Raw genomic sequence first — 22,249 nt, forward strand, 5'->3', positions numbered from 1 at the left:
GAACTTCTACTGGACCAAGCAGGAAGTGCTGGAAAAGCTGGACACCAAGATGACCGAAGCCTTCCACGCCGTGCTGGAGATGTCGCTCAAGGAAAAGGCTTACATGCGCGACGCGGCCTATATGGTCGCCATCGCCCGTGTGGTCAAAGCCATGGAGCTGCGCGGCTGGATCTAAACCAAATCAGACCATTTTCTCTGTTCATCCTGTCCTCCTACGGAATGAACAACACCCACTGAGCCAATGCCACCCCAATTGGGGTGGTATTGGCATTAATGGACCGAATAGCCCCAGCAGTCCCCTCTTCGCTAAAGGTCTGCATACGCCGATTAACATCCGGTTAAGAAATTCCCAATTTCAAAAAACCGGTTGACTTTCACTCTCAAAAGGCGTACCATACTCTCTAATATCAAGTCCGCACAAAAAAACGATGAAAAACAACTCGTTCGCCTACTCCTATTATTTTTATTTTTATTTTACCCAACCGCGTGAGGTTTGCTTCATGACGGGCGGCGGTGTTTCGGAGTAAGGCAGAGAACAAACACAACCATACCCATCAGCCGTGGAGCAAACCGCTCCACGGTTTTTTTTATTCACTTCAGGAGGTTAAACCATGCGTTGTCTGGGCATCCGCGGAGCCATCCATGTTGAAAGCAACAGCGAAGCCGCCATTCTGGCCGCCGCCCACCAGTTATTGTCTGAAATCGTCGCGCAGAACCAGCTCGACCCCGCCGATCTGGCCGCCGTGACCTTCACTGTCACCAAAGATCTGACCGCGGCATACCCGGCGCGCGCCGCCCGTGAAATGGGCTGGCAGATGGTGCCCCTGATGTGCGCGCAAGAAATGGACGTGCCCGGCAGCCTGCCCGCCTGCCTGCGCGTTTTATTGTTATGGAATACCCACAAAACACAAGACCAGGTTCGCCACGTCTACCTGGGACGCGCCCGCGCCCTGCGACCCGACCTGGTAAAGGAGGAAGAGAAATGATTGTCGTCATGAAAAAAGGAGCGTCACCCATGCAAGTTGAAGCCGTGATCGAACGCATCGAACTGACCGGATGCAAGGTCCACCCCTCGGTGGGCGAAGAAACCACCATTCTGGGGGTGATTGGCGACGTGCGCGCCGTCAACATCGCGCAAATCCAGCTCATGGACGGCGTCGACCGCACCATGCGCGTCGCCCGCCCGTACAAGCTGGCCAGCCGTGAGTTTAACCCCACCGACACCCTTATCCGTGTCAGCGACGTGGTCATCGGCGGCAACAAGGTGGTGGTCATGGCCGGCCCCTGCGCCGTGGAAAGCCGCGAGCAGATGCTCGAAACCGCCCACGCCGTCAAAGCCGCCGGGGCCACCATGCTGCGCGGCGGGGCCTTCAAACCGCGCTCATCACCCTACAGCTTCCAGGGACTGGGCGAAGAAGGCCTGCAGTACCTGGCTTTGGCCCGCGAAGAAACCGGCCTGCCCTTCGTCACCGAAGTGATGGAGCCGCAGATGGTGCCGCTGGTCTCGCAGTACGCCGACATGCTGCAGATTGGCGCGCGCAACATGCAGAACTTTGCCCTGCTGCACGCCGTGGGCGAGGCCCACATGCCCGTCTTGCTCAAACGCGGACTGATGTCTACAATTGAAGAGTGGTTGATGTCGGCTGAATACATTCTTTCGCACGGCAATAATCAGGTCATCCTCTGTGAGCGCGGCATCCGCACCTTTGAAACCTCCACCCGCAACACCCTGGACATCTCCGCTGTGCCGGTGCTCAAACAACTCACCCACCTGCCGGTGATGGTCGACCCCAGCCACGCCACCGGCAAATGGGACCTGGTCGAGCCAACCGCGCGCGCTGGTGTGGCCGCCGGAGCCGACGGGTTGGTGATTGAAGTGCACCCGCGCCCCGAAGAAGCCCTCTCCGACGGACCGCAGTCACTCAAACCGGAGCGCTTCGCCGCCCTGATGACCTCCCTGCCTGCCATTGCCGCTGCCATCGGGAGGAGCATGTGAGCGAAAAAGATCTCTCGGAGGTGGACTTTACCCTCCTCGGACTGGGATTGATGGGCGGCTCGCTGGCCGCCGCGCTGCGCGGAAAAGTCCGCAGCATCTGCGCCGTAGACCCCAATCCAACTGCGCTGCAGTTCGCCCTTCAGCGCGGTTGGATTGATCGCGGCGAAACCCGTCCCAGCGCGCAGGCGCTCAACAGCGGCTGTGTGATGCTGGCCGCGCCAGTGCGCGCCAACCTGGCCCTGCTGCCGCAAATCGCCGGCCTGTTGCCAGAGGGCTGCCTGCTGCTGGACTTGAGCAGCACCAAAAGCGAAATCGTCCAGGCCATGCAGAGCCTGCCCGCCCATATTCACCCCATCGGCGGGCACCCCATGTGCGGCAAAGAAAGCCAGGGTGTGGAAAATGCCGACCCGCAGCTTTTCGCCGGGCGGGTATTCTTTCTCACCCCACTGCAGCGCACCCCGCCAGCCGCGCTGCTGTTGGCGCACCACATCGTAGACGCCATCGCGGCACGCCCGGTGGTGGTGGACGCCGCCCAGCACGACGGCGCGGTGGCGGCCGTCAGCGCCCTGCCCTACCTGCTGGCCGGTTCGCTGGTCCGCGCCGCCCAGCAGATGGCGCAGGAGAATCCCCTGGTCTGGCAGGCCGCCGCCAGCGGATACCGCGACACCAGCCGCCTGGCCGCCAGCGATACCACCATGATGTTGGACGTGCTGCTCACCAACCCACACAACGTTATCCACGCCCTGCGCACCTGCCTGGCCGACCTGCAAGCCCTGACTGAAGAGCTGGAAAACAGCCAGCAGCCAGCCCTGGCGCAGCGCCTGGAGCAGGCCAAAACCATCCGGAGAAATTTTCAAGAATGAAATCCCTCACCATCCACCCCTCTGCCAACCTGCAAGGCCAGTGCCGCCTGCCGGGAGACAAATCCATTTCGCACCGCGCGCTGCTCTTCAACGCCATTGCCGAAGGGGAAGCCCGCATCACCAACTTTTTGCCCGGCGAGGACTGCCAGGCCACGCTCGGCTGCCTGCGTGACCTGGGTGTGCGCGTCGAGCAGGAAGACGCCACCACCTTGATTGTCCACGGCGTGGGCCTGCGCGGACTGCGCGCGCCCGCCGCGCCGCTGAACTGCATCCGCTCCGGCACCACCATGCGCCTGTTGATGGGCCTGCTGGCCGGGCAAGCTTTCGATACCACCCTCACCGGCGATGAGCAGTTGCTGCGTCGCCCCATGGAACGCGTGGCCGCCCCCCTGCGCCAGCTCGGCGCGCGCATGGAAACGACCAACGGCCGTGCGCCGCTGTGGATTCAGGGCGGCCCGCTGAACGGCGGGCAGGTTGAGATTGCGGTGGCCAGCGCACAGATCAAAAGCGCCCTGCTGCTGGCCGGACTGTACGCCCAATCCGCGGTGACGGTCGTGGAACCCGGCCCCTCACGCGATCACAGCGAGCGCATGTTGTCTGCTATGGGCGCGAGCGTAGAGAAAAACGGTCTGCGGGTAACGATTCAACCCGCCGCGCGCCTGAATGCCCTTTCCATCCAGATTCCCGGAGATGTGTCTTCGGCAGCGTTTCTAATTGCCGCCGCCGTCCTGGCCCCGCACTCGCAGGTCAAACTATTGGACGTGGGCGTCAACCCCACCCGCACCGGCCTGCCAGACATGCTGCGAAACATGGGTGCGCAAATATCCATCGAAGATGCCCACATGCAGGGCGGCGAAGCGGTAGCCAACATTCACGTTCAAACTTCTCAGTTGAAGGCCGTCACGGTCAGCGGAGAGACGGTGGTGCGCATGATCGATGAATTTCCTATCTTCGCCGTGCTGGCCACCCAGGCAAAAGGCGCCACCATCGTGCGCGACGCGGCTGAACTGCGCGTCAAAGAGACCGACCGCATCGCCACCACCGCCGAAGAACTCAACCGCCTGGGCGCAGACGTGACCCCCACCCCCGACGGATTCATCATTAAAGGCCCCACCCCGCTGCGCGGCGGCGAAGCCGACAGTCACGGCGATCACCGCCTGGCGATGGCCCTGGCCGTGGCCGGGCTGATCACCAGCGAACCGCTCACTGTGACCAACACGCATTGCATCGGCGATTCCTTCCCCGGCTTTGAAGGCCTGCTGCGCGGATTGGGGGCGCGTCTGTGATGGATGGCAAAACCACCCTCACCGGCCTGCTGGGCTGGCCGGTGGAGCACAGTCTCTCACCCGCCCTGCATAACGCCGCCTTCGCCGCCCTGGGGCTGAACTGGGCTTACCTGCCCCTGCCTACCCCGCCCGAACATCTGCCCGATGTGCTGCGCGGGCTGGCGCGCTGCGGCTTTCGCGGCCTCAACGTCACCATCCCGCACAAACAGGCCGTGCTGCCCCTGCTGGACGCGCTCAGCCCCACCGCCGCCGCCCTGGGCGCGGTCAACACCATTTCGATTCAAACCGCTGAAGACGGAACCCCCTGCCTGCGAGGCGACAACACCGACGTGGAAGGCTTCCTCCATCCCCTGCGTGCCCAGAGCCACACCCCGCGCAGCGCGGTGGTGGTGGGCGCGGGCGGCGCGGCGCGCGCGGTGATCTACGGCCTGCTGCAGTTGGGTACCCGGAAGATTTACCTGCTCAACCGCAATCCAGCCCATGCCTTACAGCTCGCGCAATCGCTGCAGCCCCTCGCCGAGGACGGCGCGGGCATCATTCCCCTGCCGTTCGGCTCGTCCACCCTGATCGAAGCCTGCCAAACTGCCGAACTGCTGGTCAACACCACCCCGCTGGGCATGTGGCCGCATACCCAGGGCTGCATCTGGCCGGAAGTAACTCCCATCCCAGCCCGCCTCACCGTCTACGACCTGGTCTATAATCCATACCAGACCCGTTTATTGCAAATCGCCGAACAGAGCGGCGCGCGCGCCATCGGCGGGCTGGAAATGCTCATTCACCAGGCCGCCGCCGCCTTTCAAATCTGGACTGGGCAGCCCGCCCCTATCGAGACCATGCTGCAGGCCTGCCCGCCATCCTGGAGGAACCCATCATGCTGAGATTTCTAACCGCCGGAGAATCCCACGGACCCCAGCTCACCGCCATTATTGATGGTCTGCCGGCCGGTCTTAAGCTGGACATCGAACAAATCAATCTCCAGTTAGCCCGCCGCCAGCGCGGATACGGCCGCGGTCACCGCATGAATATCGAGAAAGACCGCGCACAGATCACCGCCGGGCTGGTCTACGGCCAGACCACCGGCGCGCCCCTCGCCATTCAAATTGAAAATCGCGACTGGAAGAACTGGCAGGAAAAATGGCAGGACGGCGCCTTAAGCCAGCTCACCACCCCGCGCCCCGGCCACGCCGACTACCCCGGCATGCGGAAATACGGGCTGGACGACGCCCGTCCCATTCTCGAACGCGCCAGCGCGCGCGAGACCGCCGCGCGGGTAGCCGTCGGCGCGGTGGCGCGCCAGTTGGCCGCCGCCTTTGGCGTGCAGATCGGCAGTTGGGTCGAGCAGATCGGCCCGGTGCGCGCCCAGATCCCCAACCTGCCTGTGCCGCAGTTGTGGGCGCTGGCCGAAGCCAGCGACACCGCCTGCCCCGATGAAACCGCCGCCCAGGCCATGCGCGAGCAGATCGACGCCGCCCGCCGCACCAAAGACACCCTCGGCGGGGTGGTGGTGGTCACCGCGCTGGGCTTGCCGGTCGGCCTGGGCAGCCACGCCCAGTGGGACCGGCGCCTCGACGCGCGCGTCGCCGCCGCCATGCTTTCCATTCAGGCCATCAAAGGCGTGGAGATCGGCCCGGCGTTTGAGAACGCCGCGCTGCCCGGCACGCAGGTGCACGACACCTTTCTGCCTGCGGAATCCGGTGAGGTGCTGCGCGGCTCCAACCGCGCCGGGGGGCTGGAAGGCGGCATGACCAACGGCCAGCCGCTGGTGGTGCGCGCCGCGATGAAGCCCATTGCCACCACCGGCGCGAAGATGGCTTCAGTCAACCTGGCCGACGGGCAGCCCGCCTACGCGGAATACCAGCGCTCCGATATCTGCGCCGTGCCGGCCGCCGCAGTGGTGACCGAAGCCATGCTGGGCTGGGTACTGGCTGAAGCCCTGGTGGAAAAACTGGGCGGTGACAGCCTGGCGGAGATGCGCCGATGAAAAACCTCGTCATCACCGGTTTCATGGCCAGCGGCAAAACCAGCAGCGGCAAGCTGGCCGCCCAACGGTTGGGGCGCGGCTTTATCGACACCGACGCGCTGATCGAAGCGCGGACAGGCAAAACCATCCCGCAGATCTTCAGCGAGCAGGGTGAAGCGGCCTTCCGCGCCCTGGAGACCGAGCTCTGCCGCGAACTTTCCGCGCGTGAGGATCTGGTCATCGCCACCGGCGGGGGTTTGCTGCTCAACCCCGCCAACCGGCAGCTGCTGGCCGCCAACGGCCAGTTGGTCTGCCTGCGTCTCAGCCTGGAAGAGACCCTGCGGCGCTTGGAAGACCTGCCCCGCGCAGACCGCCCCATGCTGGTCAACGGGCAAAGCCTGCCAGAGCGCGCCGCGCAGCTTTACCAGCAGCGCCAGGCTGCCTACGACAGCATCCCCTGGCAAATCGACTGCGCTAAACTCTCCCCCGAACAGGTCGCGGCGCAATTGGCTCAGATCGCCCGCGCAGAAGAACTGCCCGTGCGCACCCCCGAAGGGTCTTATCCCATCCATATCCAACAGGGGCTGCTCACCCGCGCCGGTTGGGCGCTGCGCACCGCCGGTATTCCGCAAGGCTCACAGGTGGTGGTGGTCAGCAACCCCACCGTCGCGCCGCTCTACGCCGACCTGCTGCAAGCCGCCTTGCAAGCCGCCGGTTACCAGCCCGGCCTGGCGCTCATCCCAGACGGCGAAGCCCACAAAACCCTGGGGACGCTGGCCTACCTGTACGAACAGTTCCTCGACCTGCGCTTGGACCGCTCTGGCACGGTGCTGGCGCTGGGCGGCGGCGTTACCGGCGACGTGGCCGGCTTTGCCGCGGCCAGCTTCATGCGCGGAGTGCGCTTCGCGCAGATGCCCACCACCCTGCTCAGCATGGTAGATGCCAGCGTGGGCGGAAAAACCGGCGTGGATCTGCCGCGCGGCAAGAATCTGGTTGGCGCGTTCAAACAGCCCGCCTGCGTGCTGATCGATCCGCTGTGCCTGCAAACCCTGCCCGCCGAGGAGCTGCGCTCTGGCATGGCCGAAGTGATCAAACACGCCGCGCTCAACGACCCCGGCTTGTTTGCCGAACTGGAACAGCATGCCGGGGACCTGACCCTCTGGTGGCAGGACTCTGCCCCGCAATGGCTGGCGCGCGCCGTGAAGGTCAAAATTGACGTGGTCGAAGCCGACCCGTTTGAGCAAGGCCAGCGCGCCCTGCTCAACCTGGGGCACACCACCGGGCACGCCCTCGAGCAGCTCAGCGGATTCGCGCTGCGCCACGGTGAAGGCGTGTCCATCGGCATGCTGGCGGCGGCGCGCATCGCCGCCCGGCTGGGGCTGGCGGATGAGGCGCTGGCAGACCGTCTGCGCGCCTGCCTGCAGGGCTGGGGCCTGCCGGTTACCTGCCCGCCACTGCCCGCCGCAGACATTCTGGCCGCCATGCGCCACGATAAGAAAAAACAATCCGGCGCGCTGCGCTGGGCCCTGCCGCTGGCCATTGGGCGGGCGGAGATTCACAGCAGCGTACCCGACACCACCATCTTGGAGGCGCTGGTCGAACTCGGCGCGCGGAGGGAAGCATGAGCGAAATAATCACCATTTTAGTCTTACACGGGCCAAACCTTAATCTCTTGGGACAGCGCGAACCAGAGATCTACGGGCGCACCACCCTGGAGGATATCAACTCCCGCCTGACGCAGTTGGCCGAACAGCGCGGCGCGAAGCTGGAAATCGTGCAGTCCAATCACGAGGGCGTGCTGATCGACGCGCTGCAAGCCGCCGCCGGGCGCTACCAGGGCGTGCTGATCAACCCCGCCGCCTACACTCACACCAGCGTGGCCCTGCGGGATGCCATCGCCGCCGTGGGCCTGCCCGCTGTGGAAGTACATCTCTCCAACATCCACACCCGTGAGGAATTCCGCCACAAATCGCTCACCGCCGCCGTGTGCGTGGGGCAGATCTGCGGTTTCGGCTGGCGCAGCTACGCCCTCGGCCTCACCGCCCTGCTCGACCTGCTGCAGTGAGCGCGCCGCGTGGCGGTTAACTATCCCGGCGCGAAATGCGGTAGAATGGTTGGCAGGGGAACGCTTCGGAAAGGAGACCCCATGCGAAAGCCGGTATTCATCATCATCTTCGCGCTGCTGTTGCTCCTCAGCGCCTGCCGCGCCTTCACCCCCACCCCGGCCCCAACCGGCCTGCCTGCCACCGCGTCGCTGCCCACCGCCACCCCGCAGCCCACCCCCGGCGAAGCCGACCTGGCGCTTGCCGCCCAGCAGATCGTTTTCGCGCTGCAGGCCCGCGACCTGAACACCCTTTCGGCGTTTGCCCACCCGCAGAAAGGCGTGCGCTTTTCTCCCTACACCTACGTCCGCTCTGAAGATCTTGTTTTTCAGCGCGATCAAATCAGCGGATTATTTTCGGACAATACGATTTATGAATGGGGCGCCTACGACGGCAGCGGCGAGCCAATCCAGCTCACCTTCGCGGATTATTTTGAGAGTTTCCTCTATTCATACGACTACGCCGCCGGAGCGCAGCTCAGCTACAACCAGCCCATCGGCGCGGGCAACACCATCAACAACCTGGCCGAGTTCTACCCCGGCGCGCGCGTGGTGGAGTTTTACCAGCCCGGCACGGAAGAATACTCCGGCATGGACTGGAGCAGCCTGCGCCTGGTGTTTGAGCGCGCCCCAGATGGCTGGAAATTGATCGCCATTGTGAACGACCGCTGGACCATCTGAAACCACTTGCCGGTTTATAGTTGACGAAGCCCATCCAATTTCATATACTGGATGAAACGCCGGGGGTATGAATGTCAAAACCCAAATTGCGAGCCATCATCATTTTCATCACCTTGCTGGGAGTTTCGCTCTCTTCTCTGTTCATCACCGGGAAGATTATTGCCGCGCCGCCAGCCCAATCCGACACGCCCGTGCACGGTTGGAATGTGTGCGAAGACCTGGGGATGGGCGCCATTCCTGGCCTGGGAGACACCCGCCAGCGTTTCCGCCTGTGCAACAGCGGTTGGGAAATCCTCACCTACTGCCTCGACCCTGGTGAAGCCCCGCCTACGGTTGGCGCCATGTGCTCGCGCGTCAGCGAGGATGTCTACTGGTGCTCGGATGCGGCGCAGCAAATCCGCTTCTACGAGATGGTGCAAACCCCCGCGCCAGAGCAGCCCCCCGCGCCCACCCATACCCCCACCCCCACAGTTACCAGCACCCCCACGCCGACCAACACCACTCAGCCTCCGTCTCCTCCGCAGGAATCGGAGGAAGAAGAGGAAGAGGCCGCTCCTACCGCCCAACCCGCGCCCCGCCCGCAGCCCGGTGGGCCAGGCAACCTGGGGTATCTGCTGGCCGCTGGTTTCACCGTGCTGGGCGGCGGAGGGTTCACATTCTACCGCCTCGCCATCAAACGCAAATAACCATGCGGCGCGGGTTCACTCTCATCGCCGCCAGCCTCCCGGCTCTGCTGCTGACCCTGCTGTGTTTGCCTGCCTGCGCTCCAACTGCCCTGCCGGTAACCGGCGGCACCCCCACGCCTTTCCAGCCTTACCAGTTTACCCCTACCGCCTTTCTGCCCCTACATCCCACGGATACCCCCGCGCCTGAACCGCCCGCCGCGCAGCCCCAACCCTCGCAGCGCTTCCACGGCATAGACTTCAGCGACACGCAGAGCTGGGTGGAAATCATCATCACTCCGCCGGATGAAACGGTCAATCGCGGGCGGCCAATTCGCATGCGCTTCAAGCCCGGCGCGGAATGCAACTTCGGCAGCCAGCGAGCCTGCGTCTCCGCGTACTTGCAGCCGGATGGCAGCGAAGTGATCTTCTTAAGCATCCATTCCGGCGTGGGCGGCCAGGCGCAGAGCTACCGCCACGCCGTCGAAGGCACCGGCATTAACCAGGCGGGCTTCTCTCTGGCGCAGACCCTGCAGAACCTGCAGAACCTCAAAGGCGCCAGCGTCGGCATCCGCCAGAACGACGTGGAACTATACCAGTTCACCCTGCTGGAGACAGCCCGCATCCCGGCCAGCGGATTATCGGCCTACTTTGCCGCGCCCGTATCACAGGCCCTGCCCGTCTCTGGCTTTGCCACCCCGCCTGGCGAAGCCGGTCAGCCCCTGCTGGTCTTTGAGACCTGCGGCTGGCACATGCCCGGCGAATCGCGCGCCGACGCCGTCAGCGGCACCACCGCTTCGGTCTACTTGGCTGTTATTCAATAAAGCCTCCGCGCCCATCTCTTGCTTAAATCACCAGCCAGGCCCACGGTGGAGCCTGGCTGGCTTGGCAAAGAGATTGGAAGTTGTTGAAATTATCCGAAGCGCCCGGTGATGTAATCCTGGGTTAGCTTCTTGGAAGGGTTGGTGAACATGGCGCTGGTATCGCCGTATTCCACCAGGTAACCGGCGCGGTCCTCATCCATGTTAAAGAAGGCAGTGTAATGCGAAACGCGCGCAGCCTGTTGCATGTTATGGGTCACCACAATGATGGTGTAGTCTTCCGATAGTTTTTCCATTAACTCTTCGATGCGCAGGGTGGCAATCGGATCGAGCGCCGAGGCCGGCTCGTCCATCAGAATGATTTCCGGCTTGACCGCGATGGTGCGCGCGATGCACAGGCGCTGCTGCTGCCCGCCCGAGAGCGACAAACCGCTCTGGTTGAGCTTGTCTTTCACCTCGTCCCACAGTGCCGCCTGGCGCAGCGACTCTTCCACCAGATCATCCATGTTACCTTTATAGCCGTTGATCTGCGCGCCCCAGGCCACATTTTCATAAATGCTTTTCGGGAAGGGATTGGGCTTCTGAAACACCATGCCCACCTTGCGGCGCACCATTACCGGGTCAATATCCGGGTCGTAGATATTTACACCATCCAGCGTAATATTACCGTGCACACGCGCCGAGGGAACCAGTTCATTCATGCGGTTAAAACTGCGCAGCATGGTGCTCTTCCCGCAGCCCGAAGGCCCAATGAAGGCGGTAATTTTGTTTTGCGGGATGGTGATGCTCACATCTTTGACCGCTCGGAAGGCTCCATAATACACATTTAAATCTTTAACATCAATCACAACGGATTCGTTTGTTTTCATTCGATTTTCCATGAAGATCCAACCTTTCCCAGGTCAGTTTCGATTGCTAAAGCGGTTACGCAGCAAAATTGCGCTGGCGTTTAAGGACAAAAGCATGATCAGCAGCACCAGAATGGCTGCCGCGGCAATATTGCGAAACAGGTCTTGCGGCCGCGATGTCCACTGATAGATCTGGATCGGCAGGGTGGTGAACTTGGAGAACGGCCCATTGGGATCCATGGTGATGAAGGTCGACGCGCCCACCACCACCAGCGGAGCCGTTTCGCCAATCGCGCGCGAGATCGCCAGAATGGTGCCGGTCATAATTCCCGGCAGCGCGTTAGGCAGCACATGGTGCCACACCGTCTGCCAGCGCGTGGCGCCCAGCCCATAACTGGCCTGCTTGAGCGAGTTGGGCACAGCTTTGATGGCTTCCTGGGCGTTGATGATGATGGTCGGTAAAATCAGCAACCCCAAGGTAAGCCCAGCGGATAGAACAGTGCGCCCGTTCGCCGTGGTGGGGTCTACCACGCCAAACACCGCCCCACTGGTTAATTTTTCCAGCAGGCGCACAAAAATCGCCAACCCCAAGATACCGTAAATAATCGAGGGCACACCTGCCAGGTTATTGATATTGGTCTGAATAACACGATTGACCCAATTATCTTCCGCGTACTCCTGCAAATAAATCGCCGCGCCCACGCCAATTGGAAAAGCAAGCGAAACAGCAAACAAGATCGTCCACAATGACCCAAATACTGCCGTGCGCACCCCGGCGCGCAGCGGATCACCCGATTGCGGCGCTTTTACAAAATCCCAATTGATCCAGGACTGGAAAACCAATTCGGCTTTGGGGTATTCCGCAGCCGCATATTGGGCAATCTCAGATCGCTTGAAAATCGAATCGATCAATGAATACTGCATAACCACTTTTGGATCGATCACGCGCTCATAAATCAAAGCAAGAACGTCTTCGCGGGTACGTTGTTCAAAGGGCATGTCATTTGCAAAGCGGCGATACAAACCTTGTGAGATATTGCTCTGTAAAGCAACAATCAATTCTTCCTTTGACAAATCGTCCACTTCCACACCATTGACTGCCAGCGTATCCGGATCCACTTTGCTTTCATAAATCACATAACCAAAAGCATTATTGACAATCGTGATCAGCAGCGCGGAAAGAGCAACAATGGCAATCACTGTTGAAATCTGAAAAATGCTCATCCAGAAACGCGCTGTGCGGTGGCGGGGCTTGGTATTATCTTCAAACAAAGAAGGTCCGGAAATCAGTTTCTTATTAAAAGGGCTTTCCATTATTCATACTCCTCGCGGAAGTGCTTCACCACGCGCTGGCTGATGATATTCAAGCCCAACGTCATCAAAAACAGCATCAGACCAATAGCGAAGAGGCTGTTATAGTCAATTGAGTCATAGCTCAGGTCGCCGCCGCTGATGCGCACAATGTGGCCGGTCATGGTTTCAGCCGCCTTGAACGGGTTGAAGGTGAACGCCGGACCCGCCCCCGCGGCAATGGCCACAATCATCGTCTCGCCAATTGCGCGTGAAATCGCCACAATCACTGCTGCCGCGATACCAGAGAACGCCGCCGGAACCACCACTTTAATCGCTGTTTCCAGCTTGGTTGCACCCAGTCCATAAGCCGCTTCGCGCAGCGCGCGCGGGACGGCGCTCAGGGCATCTTCACTCATTGAACTGACCAACGGCAGAATAAGAATGCCTATTACAATCCCTGCCGAAGCGGTGTTATAAATTTCAACCACCCCTTTCCCAAAAATATTTCTCAGCAAAGGGGTCATAAAATTCAGCGCGAAGTAACCATAAACCACAGTGGGCACGCCCGCCAAAACCTCTAAAACAGGTTTCAAAATTTTGCGCGCGCGCTCTGAGGCATACTCGCTCAAATAAATAGCCGCGCTTAAACCCAACGGCAGCGCCACCAGAATGGCCACCACCGAAGTCAACAACGTTGAATTGGCCAGCGACCAAATTCCAAACTTGCCAATCTGCGGATTCCACTCGGTTCTTCCAAAAAATTCGCGCAGCGTCACCACCCGGCCGTTGTAAATTTCCACACCGGCGCGATGGGAAACCGCGAGCGTATCCAGATAACCGCGTTCCACCTGAAGGATTCCGCCATTGATGGATTTAATCAGCATGACCTCTTCCCCAAGACGGATCACCTGGTTTTCCTTTAGGGTAATCCCCGCGCTGCCCACCTCGAATTCGGTCACCTGCGCGTCAATATCCACCGCCAGCGGCTTGTTCGTTTCTTCCCATTGGCGGCGAGTGAAAAAGAGCAAGGATTCTTTGCCTAACTCGTACACAATGCCAATGGTAATCAAAATAGAAACCACCCCGCAAAAGAACAAGAAAGTCTGAATCAGGTTCTCTCCAAAGCGAGGACGTTTCTTTAATCCCTTTTTCAAATCCTCAATGGTTGCCGTATTGGCGGCCATCATCGCTTCTTCAGTTCGATTCTCTACCATAATCTCTTTGCCTGAGACATTAAGGGCGTCTGACCCGTACTTTGCACTTGTTTCGCGACCCATCCTCTCCCGTGATGATCCACGGGAGAGGATGTTATATTGTCTGCTATTCTTGAACTTACTTCGATGCGTCCAGCCAGGCCTGTTTGGCAGCCTTGAGCGCAGCTTCACTGGCCGGGAAGTAACCCACTTCACTGATCTCTTCGTTGACGTAGGTCAGGAAGAAGTTGATGTAAGCGGCTACCTGGGGTTTGTCTTGCATGATCTTGGCATCCGAGTAGATGAACAGCGGGCGCGCCAGCGGGTAGCTGTTGTCATCCACCGTTTCAGCCGTCGGGGCCACACCTTCAATCGACAGCACGTTCAGTTTGTCGGCATTCTCAGCATAGTAAGCGTAGCCAAAGTAGCCAATCGCATACGGGCTGCCTTCCACACCCTTCACCAGCACATTGTCGTCCTCAGAAAGCTGGGTGTTGGCGGCGTTCAGGTGCGGTTCCTTGTTCTTATCAAACACTTCTTCGACAAAGTAGTCAAACGTGCCGCTGTCGGTGCCGGGAATGAAGCGCTGGATCGGCTCACTCGGCCACTCAGGGTTCACATCCGACCATTTCTCCGCCTGGTCAGAGAACAGCATCGCCAGCTCTTCCATGGTCGCATTCTTGGCGAAGGTGTTTTCCTTGCTCACCACCACTGCCAAAGCATCGGTGCCTACCCGGAATTCAATCGGCTCGCGGCCAATGGCTTTGCAAGACTCTACTTCCGAAGACTTGATCGCCCGGCTGGCATTCGCCACATCGGATTCGCCAGTCACACAGAAACGTTCGTATCCGGCACCAGAGCCAATGCTGTCGATCGTGATCGTGCCGGCATAGCCTTCATCCTGGAAGCGCGCGGCCATGCGCTCGGCCAGCGGATACACCGTTGAGCTGCCCGCCGATACAACGTCGCCGGTTACGGTCAACGGATCAACTGCCGGGAGTTTCAAGGCGGTAGCGGTAAGATCAGCAGCCATTGCGTCCAGCCAGGCCTGTTTGGCAGCCTTGAGCGCAGCTTCACTGGCCGGGAAGTAACCCACTTCACTGATCTCTTCGTTGACGTAGGTCAGGAAGAAGTTGATGTAAGCGGCTACCTGGGGTTTGTCTTGCATGATCTTGGCATCCGAGTAGATGAACAGCGGGCGCGCCAGCGGGTAGCTGTTGTCATCCACCGTTTCAGCCGTCGGGGCCACACCTTCAATCGACAGCACGTTCAGTTTGTCGGCATTCTCAGCATAGTAAGCGTAGCCAAAGTAGCCAATCGCATACGGGCTGCCTTCCACACCCTTCACCAGCACATTGTCGTCCTCAGAAAGCTGGGTGTTGGCGGCGTTCAGGTGCGGTTCCTTGTTCTTATCAAACACTTCTTCGACAAAGTAGTCAAACGTGCCGCTGTCGGTGCCGGGAATGAAGCGCTGGATCGGCTCACTCGGCCACTCAGGGTTCACATCCGACCATTTCTCCGCCTGGTCAGAGAACAGCATCGCCAGCTCTTCCATGGTCGCATTCTTGGCGAAGGTGTTTTCCTTGCTCACCACCACTGCCAAAGCATCGGTGCCTACCCGGAATTCAATCGGCTCGCGGCCAATGGCTTTGCAAGACTCTACTTCCGAAGACTTGATCGCCCGGCTGGCATTCGCCACATCGGATTCGCCAGTCACACAGAAACGTTCGTATCCGGCACCAGAGCCAATGCTGTCGATCGTGATCGTGCCGGCATAGCCTTCATCCTGGAAGCGCGCGGCCATGCGCTCGGCCAGCGGATACACCGTTGAGCTGCCCGCCGATACAACATCACCGGTTACAGTCAAGGGGTCAACTGCCGGGAGCATGTCGTCAACCGGCTCCATAACAGCAGGTTCAGTAGGAACTGTGGTAGGTTGTTCCGCGGCTGCGGTGGGGCTGGCGGCTTCGACCGCTGCAGCAGCGGTTGGCGCTGCGGTCGGCGTGGCGCCGCAAGCCGCTAAAACAACAGAAGCAATCACCAAAAGGACGGTTAGCATAAAGAATTTACGCTGCATACAAATCTCTCCTCATTTCAATAGTTGAGTAATACCTGCATAATGGTTATAGCAATTCAATATTGTCAATTTCGCAATGGTCCGTTAAATGATGATTAGGAAGTGATTAACTGATGGGTTAAAGAGATCAGCAATTTCAATCACCCAGAATATGTCTGTGCAGGCGCCAGCATCCCTTTCATGAATTTCAGAATGCCCCATAGAACAGCACGGGCGCTTGTGCTATACTTTTTTCAATCCATTTTTACTAATTTCATCGTTAATCCCCCAATTATGGGTAATGAAAGGCAGCGTTCATGTCCACAATTCAAGTCGACAACTCGGAAAATCCTATTCGCCTGTTCAAGTCCGACTTTCTTGAATTCTTTACCCACATCAGCCCGCTTGCGGTGGTTATCATCTGGCTGCCAGTGGTCTTCTTCTTCCTGGTGCGCGGCATCCTGCAGCGCCCGGCGCAGTCCGGCTGGGTGTTTATCCCCGCCGCCTATGCACTGGGTCTCTTCCTGTGGACCCTGGCAGAATACCTGCTGCACCGCTTTCTCTTTCACCACCACCCCAAAAACCCGGCACACGAGCGCATTTTTTTCCTCTTTCATGGCGTTCATCACGCCCAGCCGCGCGTGAAAACCCGCCTGGTTATGCCGCCGGTGGTCAGCATTCCGCTGGCGCTGCTTTTTTACGGCCTCTTCTGGCTGGTGCTGGGCGTCCTCTTGTCTGCCGGCCACTGGGTGGGCCCCATGTTCTCCGGCTTCATCACCGGCTACCTGATGTATGATCTCACCCACTATGCCACCCATCATTTCAACTTCCGCTCCGGTTACTTCAAAATGGTGCGCAAGCATCACATGCACCACCATTTTCAAACCCCCGAGCAGCGCTTCGGCGTCTCTTCACCGCTGTGGGATTATGTCTTCAAGACCTATCCCAAGTAACCATACCCCTGCCAGCGATCGATCTTAACCTGCTGGCTGCAAAATCTTTCCGCGCCTGAACAGATCGATACCCGGCTCCTGCCCGATGGAAAAGCATCCAATCGCCAGCGATTTGGCTGACGATAATGGATGCTTTTAGATCATCCCCTGAGGAACGATTTGATCTTTTTATGGATTCTTGATCTTGAGGCAAAAATGAATAATTCCTTAATTAAGGATGTGGAATTTTGCCAGATCATGCTATATTAATCTCATGGAATTTCCATTACTGAGCACAAAGCTATTCATCCCTCCTCCCAATCCACGGCGCATTGCGAGGCCAACCCTTATTGACCAGTTAAATTCCGCCGCCCGCCCTGGGGTTAAGCTGATTCTGGTATCTGCGCCGCCCGGTTTTGGAAAGACCACCTTGTTAAGTGAGTGGGTTTCTCAACTCCAAGATAGTGCGGTGGGATGGCTTTCCATTGACGAAGCAGATAATCAACCAGTTCGTTTCTTAGAGTATCTTTGCGCGGCGATACAGTCTTCCAATCCCGAACTTGGAAAAACAACGGCGGTATTATTAAAATCACCCATTCCAACGGGGGCTGATTTACCACTAACAACCATCGCGGCCACATTCATCAATGACCTTGCGGCTTCCAACCAATCCATCACCCTGGTTCTGGATGATTATCATCTGATTGAGTCCCAAGAGATCCATGCGCTGCTTGGCTTCCTCATTGAAAAATTACCGCCGCTGACCCGGTTTGTCATCGCCACGCGCTCCGATCCCCCTTTTCCATTACCTCGTTTTCGCGCGCGCGGCCAAATCTTTGAATTACGCGCCCAAGATCTGCGCTTCAACACATCCGAAATGGCCGCCTTTCTGCATTTAATCTCCGGGTTAGACCTTCCTTCTGCTACCTTGAGAGAACTCGAACAGCAAACCGAAGGTTGGATTGCTGGATTGCAATTGATTGCCTTATCAACGCAAGGAAAACGTGATTTGACATCCCTTTTGGAGGCTCTGCACGGATCCAATCGCTACATTCTGGATTACCTGATCGATGAAGTGCTGGAATTGCAGCCCCCCCATATTGTGGATTTCTTATTGCGCACGTCCATTCTCAAACGCATGAGCGCGCCTTTGTGCACCGCCGTGAGTGGCAATGCCGATGCTCAAAAAATTCTTAATCAGCTTGAGCTTGCCAACCTGTTCATTGTTCCCCTGGATTCCAACCGGGAATGGTACCGCTATTACCACCTTTTTGCGGAATTCTTATGTAATCGTCTTCACCACCTTTCTCTCAAGCAACAAAAACCTCTGGAAAGCGAACTCCACATGAAAGCCTGTCTTTGGTACCGGGATCATGGCTTTCAAAATGAAGCGGTCGAACACGCATTACTGGCCAAAGACCATCAATTGGCGGCAGACATTTTGGAGGTAATCCATAAATCCTTAATCTTCCCGGGTACGAATCGCGAAATCATCCATTGGTTGCAGCAAATTCCTGAAGATTGTTTCCTTACTCGCCCACGTCTTTGTCTGACAGAAGCCTGGGCTTATCTGTTCACAAGCCAACAAGACGTAGTCCAGCAGCGCGTAAATCAAGCTCTGGCGCAATCGAATCTCAATTCTCAAATAGAAGGCGAAGCAGCCACGATTTTAGCCTACAGAAGTATTCTGAATAACGATTTTCCGCAAGCCATCTTGTTTTCTGAAACCGCCTTACAGAAACTCCCCGAAAGCGAAGAATTCCTTCGCACAAATGTTTTATTAAACCTGGGCATGGCTTACGAAAATAGCGGTTTCCTCGCGAAAGCCATTCAGTTTTATCAGCAGGCCTACCAGCTCAGTTTACCAACCGCCAATCAGATGCTGATCACCAGCACAGGCAGCCAGCTGGCCGACGCCATTTACGCCCAGGGAAGATTAACCGAAGCGGTGCGCATCTACCAGCAGATTCTTCATCAATTTGGTGAAAGCAGTCACAAATTCCCCCTGGCCGCCATGGCCTATTCGCGGCTGGCGCAAATTTACTATGAATGGAACGACCTGGAAAGCGCCGAGAAATATGTGCAGACCACCATCGAGCTTGGCCAACAATGGGAAAGCGTTGATATCCGCTCGATTGGGCTGATCTTCCTGGCCAAAATTCGCCTGGCGCAAAACGACTATGAAGAAGCCCGCCGCCTGATCCTTCAAGCAGAGCAGACCAGCCGTGAGGGAATTGTTCTTTCTCCGCCTTCTACCCTGGTCGCTTCCACCCAAATTGCGCGTGTCATGCTGGCGCTTGGTGAAAAAGAATCGGTGCAGGCCTGGATCGAAAATTTCCAACCCGAAGATACTGCGGTATGGGATTTCTTTAAGGAGTTAGAGGTGGCAACCTGGGCCAGAATCCAATTCGCTCAGGGCAACGCTGCTGAAGTTTTACCCCTGCTTGAAAGCCAGCTGCAAGCCGCGATAGCGCACGGATATGGCGCGCAGATTGTGGAACTGTGGACATTAAAAGCGCTATGCCTGGATGCCCAGGGCCGCAAAAACGAAGCCCTCATCATGCTTTCACAGGCGTTGGATGCCTGTCAGGATGAAAAATATATCCGTACTTTTGTGGATGAAGGCGCGCCGATGGCAAAATTACTCGAACGGGCGCTGGAAAAAGGCATGCATCTGGAATACACTCAATCTTTGCTGTCACACTTTCCCCTCGTTTCAAGCCAGGCACTTTCTCCGATGGAACTGGTAGAGCCATTGAGCGATCGCGAAATCGAAGTGCTGCGGTTAATCGCCTCCGGCTGCTCCAATCAGGAAATCGCCGAGCGGTTGTTCGTGGCAGTGAGCACCATTAAAACGCATATCAATAATGTCTATGGAAAGTTGGGGGTTCGCACGCGTCTGCAGGCTGTCGAGCGCGCCCGTCAACAAAAACTCATCTAAACCCTGTTTACCATCACTGACAAAACCGGCTGCTATGAGCCGGTTTTTTTCTTTTCCATCCCCCCATTCCACCCCACGGAGGATGTTTCTCCACCCTCAGGTACCGTAAGCTCATTATGGATAACAAAACACCTGGCCCGCCAGTAGAACCCTGGCAGCCATCCATCAACGAGGGAAACTATGTTAGATCAATCATTACGACCGGTAAAAGTTTATTTTGAACTGACCAATCATTGCAATTTCAAGTGCGACTTCTGCCCCATTCTGGTCTCGAACCGCAAGGGGCACAATATGGATTTTGATTTGTATCGTAAAGGCATTGATGAAATCGTCTCCGAAAATATCACTGACACGGTTGGCTATCATGTGCTGGGAGAACCGCTGATCTACTCCCGCCTGGCAGAGGCAATTGCCTACGCCAAAAGCAAAGGCCTGCACACTGATATTAACACAAACGGCGCTTTGCTTACTCCGGAACGGGTTAAATCTTTGGCAGACGCCGGCCTGGATGAAATGGCCATCTCGGTCCAGTTAATCGGTGAGGAAGATCACGCTGCCCGTGGCACATCCATAAGCTTCGCGGATTATTACCAGCGCGTGCTCAACGCGGTAAAACTTGTTCGCACCAGTGGCAGCCAGATGGATTTAATCCTGTGCTTTATGAATAAATCGTCTCACAAATTATTCGATGTGGAACTGGCGCAAAAGATGAATTGGGAATCACTCAATCGCGGTAAGCTGACTCGCTACATTTTGGATGTTTGTTCTGTAATCGAAAAAAACATGTCAGAGCAGCAGGTCCAGCAATCTCTTCGTCACCTGAACCTCAACCGTCCGCAGATGATCCAACTCGACGAGCATACCAAAATTTACGTTCACCCATTTGGAGACTGGGGAAACGCTTTTACCAAAAAGAAAATCCACCCGGCTCACTTTGGAACCTGCAGCTACGCGCTTTCCAACCTGGGCGTGCTCAGCAACGGAGAAATCACCATCTGCTGCCCGGATTATGACGGCGGAACATCGCTGGGAAATCTCAACACAACCTCTCTGACCGAGGTATTAACCTCGCCCCGCGCTAACGCCATTCGTGAAGGATTCAAACATAACCGTGTGGTTCATCCCCGTTGCCAGCATTGTCTCGGCGGCGCCAGCCTGCTCAAAACCTGGTTAAAGGGTGCAATCAGCATTTATTTGTTCAAAGTGCTTAAATTCCAACCCGCCCAGGTAAAAGAAGTTCGACTATGAATCAGACAACCTCTCCTCAAATTGACTCCACCCGCCACACCTATCAGATTTCAATCAAAGGCAAGATCGCCTTGAAAGATTGGGAATACTGGTTCGAAGGCTTTGTGTTGGAAACCGTATCACCCGTAGAAACGAAGCTGATCGGTCCAATCCGAGATCAGGCTCATCTCTTTGCCGTCCTGACCAAACTGCGAGATTTAGGCATTTCGATTCTGTCGGTAACCTGTTTAGAAAAATAAGTTGACCATGAATAGGAGTAATTAAAAATGGAAATCACAACCCTTTCTTCTGATGTTCGTCCCACCTGCGCGGCCATTGTCTGCGCCTATAACGAGGAAAAAACCCTCGCCAACCTGCTGGACAACCTGCTGGCCTCTCCTTACCTGGATGAAATCATTGTTGTCAATGACGGCTCCACCGACCAGACCGCCGCCATCCTGGATCATTACGCCTGGAAAACAGAAATTCAGGCCGTTCATCTGCCCGGCAACCACGGCAAAGGATACGCCCTGGCCGAGGGCATTTCGCGCGCCCGCAGCGAAGCGTTGCTCTTCATCGACGCCGATCTGCAGAACTGGCACTGCGGCTACGAGCTGGATCTGCTGCGCCCGCTGCTGCAAGACCAGGCCGATATGGTCATCGGCTACCCGATTGAAGGCTCAGACCTGTTCGAGCCGGTTGACCCACTCGGACTGCTGCATTGGATCTCGGGCGAGCGCGCCGTTTGGCGGCGCGATGCCCTGCCGCTGGTCGAGCTGATTCGCGACTCACGCTTCGGGGTGGAAACGCATATCAACCTGCATTACCGCCAGAGCCGCCAGCGCGTGCAGTTTGTGCGCCTGAATAACTTGAAACACCCCATCAAACTGCAGAAGAGCAGCCTGCTCCCCGCCCTGCGCGGGTACGCCCAGGAAGGCGCAGAAATTTTGCAAACCTGCGGCTATTGGACCCGGAAAATGGTCAGAGGTTGGGTGGAAAACTGGTAACCATTCCAGGGCGCGCGACCACTTAGCTTGCCTCTGCCATCCCCTTTCGTATGAACCGAAAGGGGATTTTTCTATCTCCGCATTAAAAGTGGGTGAATATCCGCACAACCTGTTTACTTTTTTGAAAAACAGGCGAAAATGATTATTAAGAGATTTCCCAGATTTGTCTCATTTCGGATAATTATGAGCCGAAGTCTGATAAAATTTGCAGGTCAATTCATTATTAGTAGATTTTCTTTAGAAAGAGGAATGCATTGTAATGGACCCCAAAAACTGGACACCCCCTAAAGGGGTAGAATAAGATTCAAGAAAGAGGTCCAGAATGGGAGAACGCAGGAAATTTACCGCGGAATTCAAAGCAAAAGTTGTTCTAGAACTGCTC

At 57.5% G+C, this 22,249-nt stretch carries 20 protein-coding genes and 1 pseudogene; 17 read left to right on the forward strand and 4 right to left on the reverse strand.

What is annotated here, in order from left to right; all coding sequences use genetic code 11:
• From ADN00_RS02485 to ADN00_RS02540, 12 genes and pseudogenes are all read left to right on the forward strand, one after another.
• Positions 1-175: pseudogene (locus ADN00_RS02485) on the forward strand (glutamate dehydrogenase); the annotation flags it as partial.
• A gap of 436 nt (positions 176-611) precedes the next feature.
• Positions 612-986: a chorismate mutase gene (gene aroH, locus ADN00_RS02490; protein ID WP_075061372.1), complete on the forward strand. Its 375-nt coding sequence runs from the start codon at positions 612-614 to the stop codon at positions 984-986.
• Positions 983-1,996, forward strand: coding sequence for a 3-deoxy-7-phosphoheptulonate synthase (gene aroF / locus ADN00_RS02495; protein ID WP_075061373.1), 1,014 nt, complete (start codon positions 983-985; stop codon positions 1,994-1,996). The genes aroH and aroF overlap by 4 nt, the downstream gene beginning before the upstream one ends.
• Positions 1,993-2,859: a prephenate dehydrogenase gene (locus ADN00_RS02500; RefSeq protein WP_075061374.1), complete on the forward strand. Its 867-nt coding sequence runs from the start codon at positions 1,993-1,995 to the stop codon at positions 2,857-2,859. Before aroF ends, ADN00_RS02500 begins: the two co-directional genes overlap by 4 nt.
• Positions 2,856-4,145: a 3-phosphoshikimate 1-carboxyvinyltransferase gene (gene aroA, locus ADN00_RS02505; RefSeq protein ID WP_075061375.1), complete on the forward strand. Its 1,290-nt coding sequence runs from the start codon at positions 2,856-2,858 to the stop codon at positions 4,143-4,145. The genes ADN00_RS02500 and aroA overlap by 4 nt, the downstream gene beginning before the upstream one ends.
• Positions 4,145-5,023 (forward strand): shikimate dehydrogenase, encoded by an 879-nt coding sequence (locus ADN00_RS02510; protein ID WP_075061376.1) that lies wholly within the window; start codon positions 4,145-4,147, stop codon positions 5,021-5,023. Before aroA ends, ADN00_RS02510 begins: the two co-directional genes overlap by 1 nt.
• Entirely contained in the window at positions 5,017-6,126 is a 1,110-nt protein-coding gene (aroC, locus tag ADN00_RS02515; protein WP_075061377.1) for a chorismate synthase, read from the forward strand. The genes ADN00_RS02510 and aroC overlap by 7 nt, the downstream gene beginning before the upstream one ends.
• Positions 6,123-7,730, forward strand: a complete 1,608-nt coding sequence (gene aroB, locus ADN00_RS02520; RefSeq protein ID WP_075061378.1) for a 3-dehydroquinate synthase — start codon at positions 6,123-6,125, stop codon at positions 7,728-7,730. Before aroC ends, aroB begins: the two co-directional genes overlap by 4 nt.
• Positions 7,727-8,170, forward strand: a complete 444-nt coding sequence (aroQ, locus tag ADN00_RS02525; protein ID WP_075061379.1) for a type II 3-dehydroquinate dehydratase — start codon at positions 7,727-7,729, stop codon at positions 8,168-8,170. Before aroB ends, aroQ begins: the two co-directional genes overlap by 4 nt.
• Positions 8,171-8,251: 81 nt before the next feature.
• Positions 8,252-8,887, forward strand: coding sequence for a hypothetical protein (locus tag ADN00_RS02530; protein ID WP_075061380.1), 636 nt, complete (start codon positions 8,252-8,254; stop codon positions 8,885-8,887).
• Between the two features lie 71 nt (positions 8,888-8,958).
• A complete protein-coding gene (locus ADN00_RS02535) occupies positions 8,959-9,573 on the forward strand; it encodes a hypothetical protein (protein WP_075061381.1) in 615 nt (204 codons plus the stop codon).
• A gap of 2 nt (positions 9,574-9,575) precedes the next feature.
• Positions 9,576-10,373: a hypothetical protein gene (locus tag ADN00_RS02540; RefSeq protein WP_075061382.1), complete on the forward strand. Its 798-nt coding sequence runs from the start codon at positions 9,576-9,578 to the stop codon at positions 10,371-10,373.
• 89 nt (positions 10,374-10,462) lie between these two features.
• Here the strand turns inward: ADN00_RS02540 and pstB are convergent, their stop codons facing one another.
• From pstB to ADN00_RS02560, 4 genes are read right to left on the reverse strand one after another with little or no spacing between them, the layout of a single operon-like run.
• Positions 10,463-11,251, reverse strand: a complete 789-nt coding sequence (pstB, locus tag ADN00_RS02545) for a phosphate ABC transporter ATP-binding protein PstB (protein WP_075061383.1) — start codon at positions 11,249-11,251, stop codon at positions 10,463-10,465.
• 21 nt (positions 11,252-11,272) lie between these two features.
• On the reverse strand, positions 11,273-12,532 hold the full coding sequence (gene pstA, locus ADN00_RS02550) for a phosphate ABC transporter permease PstA (protein WP_082389819.1): 1,260 nt from the start codon (positions 12,530-12,532) through the stop codon (positions 11,273-11,275).
• Positions 12,532-13,788 (reverse strand): phosphate ABC transporter permease subunit PstC, encoded by a 1,257-nt coding sequence (pstC, locus tag ADN00_RS02555; RefSeq protein WP_236691465.1) that lies wholly within the window; start codon positions 13,786-13,788, stop codon positions 12,532-12,534. The genes pstA and pstC overlap by 1 nt, the downstream gene beginning before the upstream one ends.
• A gap of 55 nt (positions 13,789-13,843) precedes the next feature.
• Positions 13,844-15,781 carry a PstS family phosphate ABC transporter substrate-binding protein gene (locus ADN00_RS02560; RefSeq protein WP_075061384.1) on the reverse strand — a complete coding sequence of 646 codons (1,938 nt, stop codon included), beginning with the start codon at positions 15,779-15,781 and terminating at the stop codon, positions 13,844-13,846.
• Between the two features lie 296 nt (positions 15,782-16,077).
• On the opposite strand from ADN00_RS02560, the gene ADN00_RS02565 reads away from it, so the two are divergent.
• The 5 genes from ADN00_RS02565 to ADN00_RS02585 all read left to right on the forward strand — a co-directional run bounded on the left by ADN00_RS02565 (position 16,078) and on the right by ADN00_RS02585 (position 21,867).
• Entirely contained in the window at positions 16,078-16,713 is a 636-nt protein-coding gene (locus ADN00_RS02565) for a sterol desaturase family protein (RefSeq protein ID WP_075061385.1), read from the forward strand.
• 253 nt (positions 16,714-16,966) lie between these two features.
• On the forward strand, positions 16,967-19,633 hold the full coding sequence (locus tag ADN00_RS02570) for a LuxR C-terminal-related transcriptional regulator (protein ID WP_075061386.1): 2,667 nt from the start codon (positions 16,967-16,969) through the stop codon (positions 19,631-19,633).
• Between the two features lie 180 nt (positions 19,634-19,813).
• Positions 19,814-20,881: a radical SAM/SPASM domain-containing protein gene (locus ADN00_RS02575; protein WP_075061387.1), complete on the forward strand. Its 1,068-nt coding sequence runs from the start codon at positions 19,814-19,816 to the stop codon at positions 20,879-20,881.
• Positions 20,878-21,120 carry a hypothetical protein gene (locus ADN00_RS02580; protein ID WP_075061388.1) on the forward strand — a complete coding sequence of 81 codons (243 nt, stop codon included), beginning with the start codon at positions 20,878-20,880 and terminating at the stop codon, positions 21,118-21,120. Before ADN00_RS02575 ends, ADN00_RS02580 begins: the two co-directional genes overlap by 4 nt.
• A gap of 27 nt (positions 21,121-21,147) precedes the next feature.
• Positions 21,148-21,867, forward strand: a complete 720-nt coding sequence (locus tag ADN00_RS02585; protein ID WP_075061389.1) for a glycosyltransferase family 2 protein — start codon at positions 21,148-21,150, stop codon at positions 21,865-21,867.
• Positions 21,868-22,249: the final 382 nt, after the last annotated feature.

This window comes from Ornatilinea apprima (assembly GCF_001306115.1).
GTDB classification, from domain to species: domain Bacteria; phylum Chloroflexota; class Anaerolineae; order Anaerolineales; family Anaerolineaceae; genus Ornatilinea; species Ornatilinea apprima.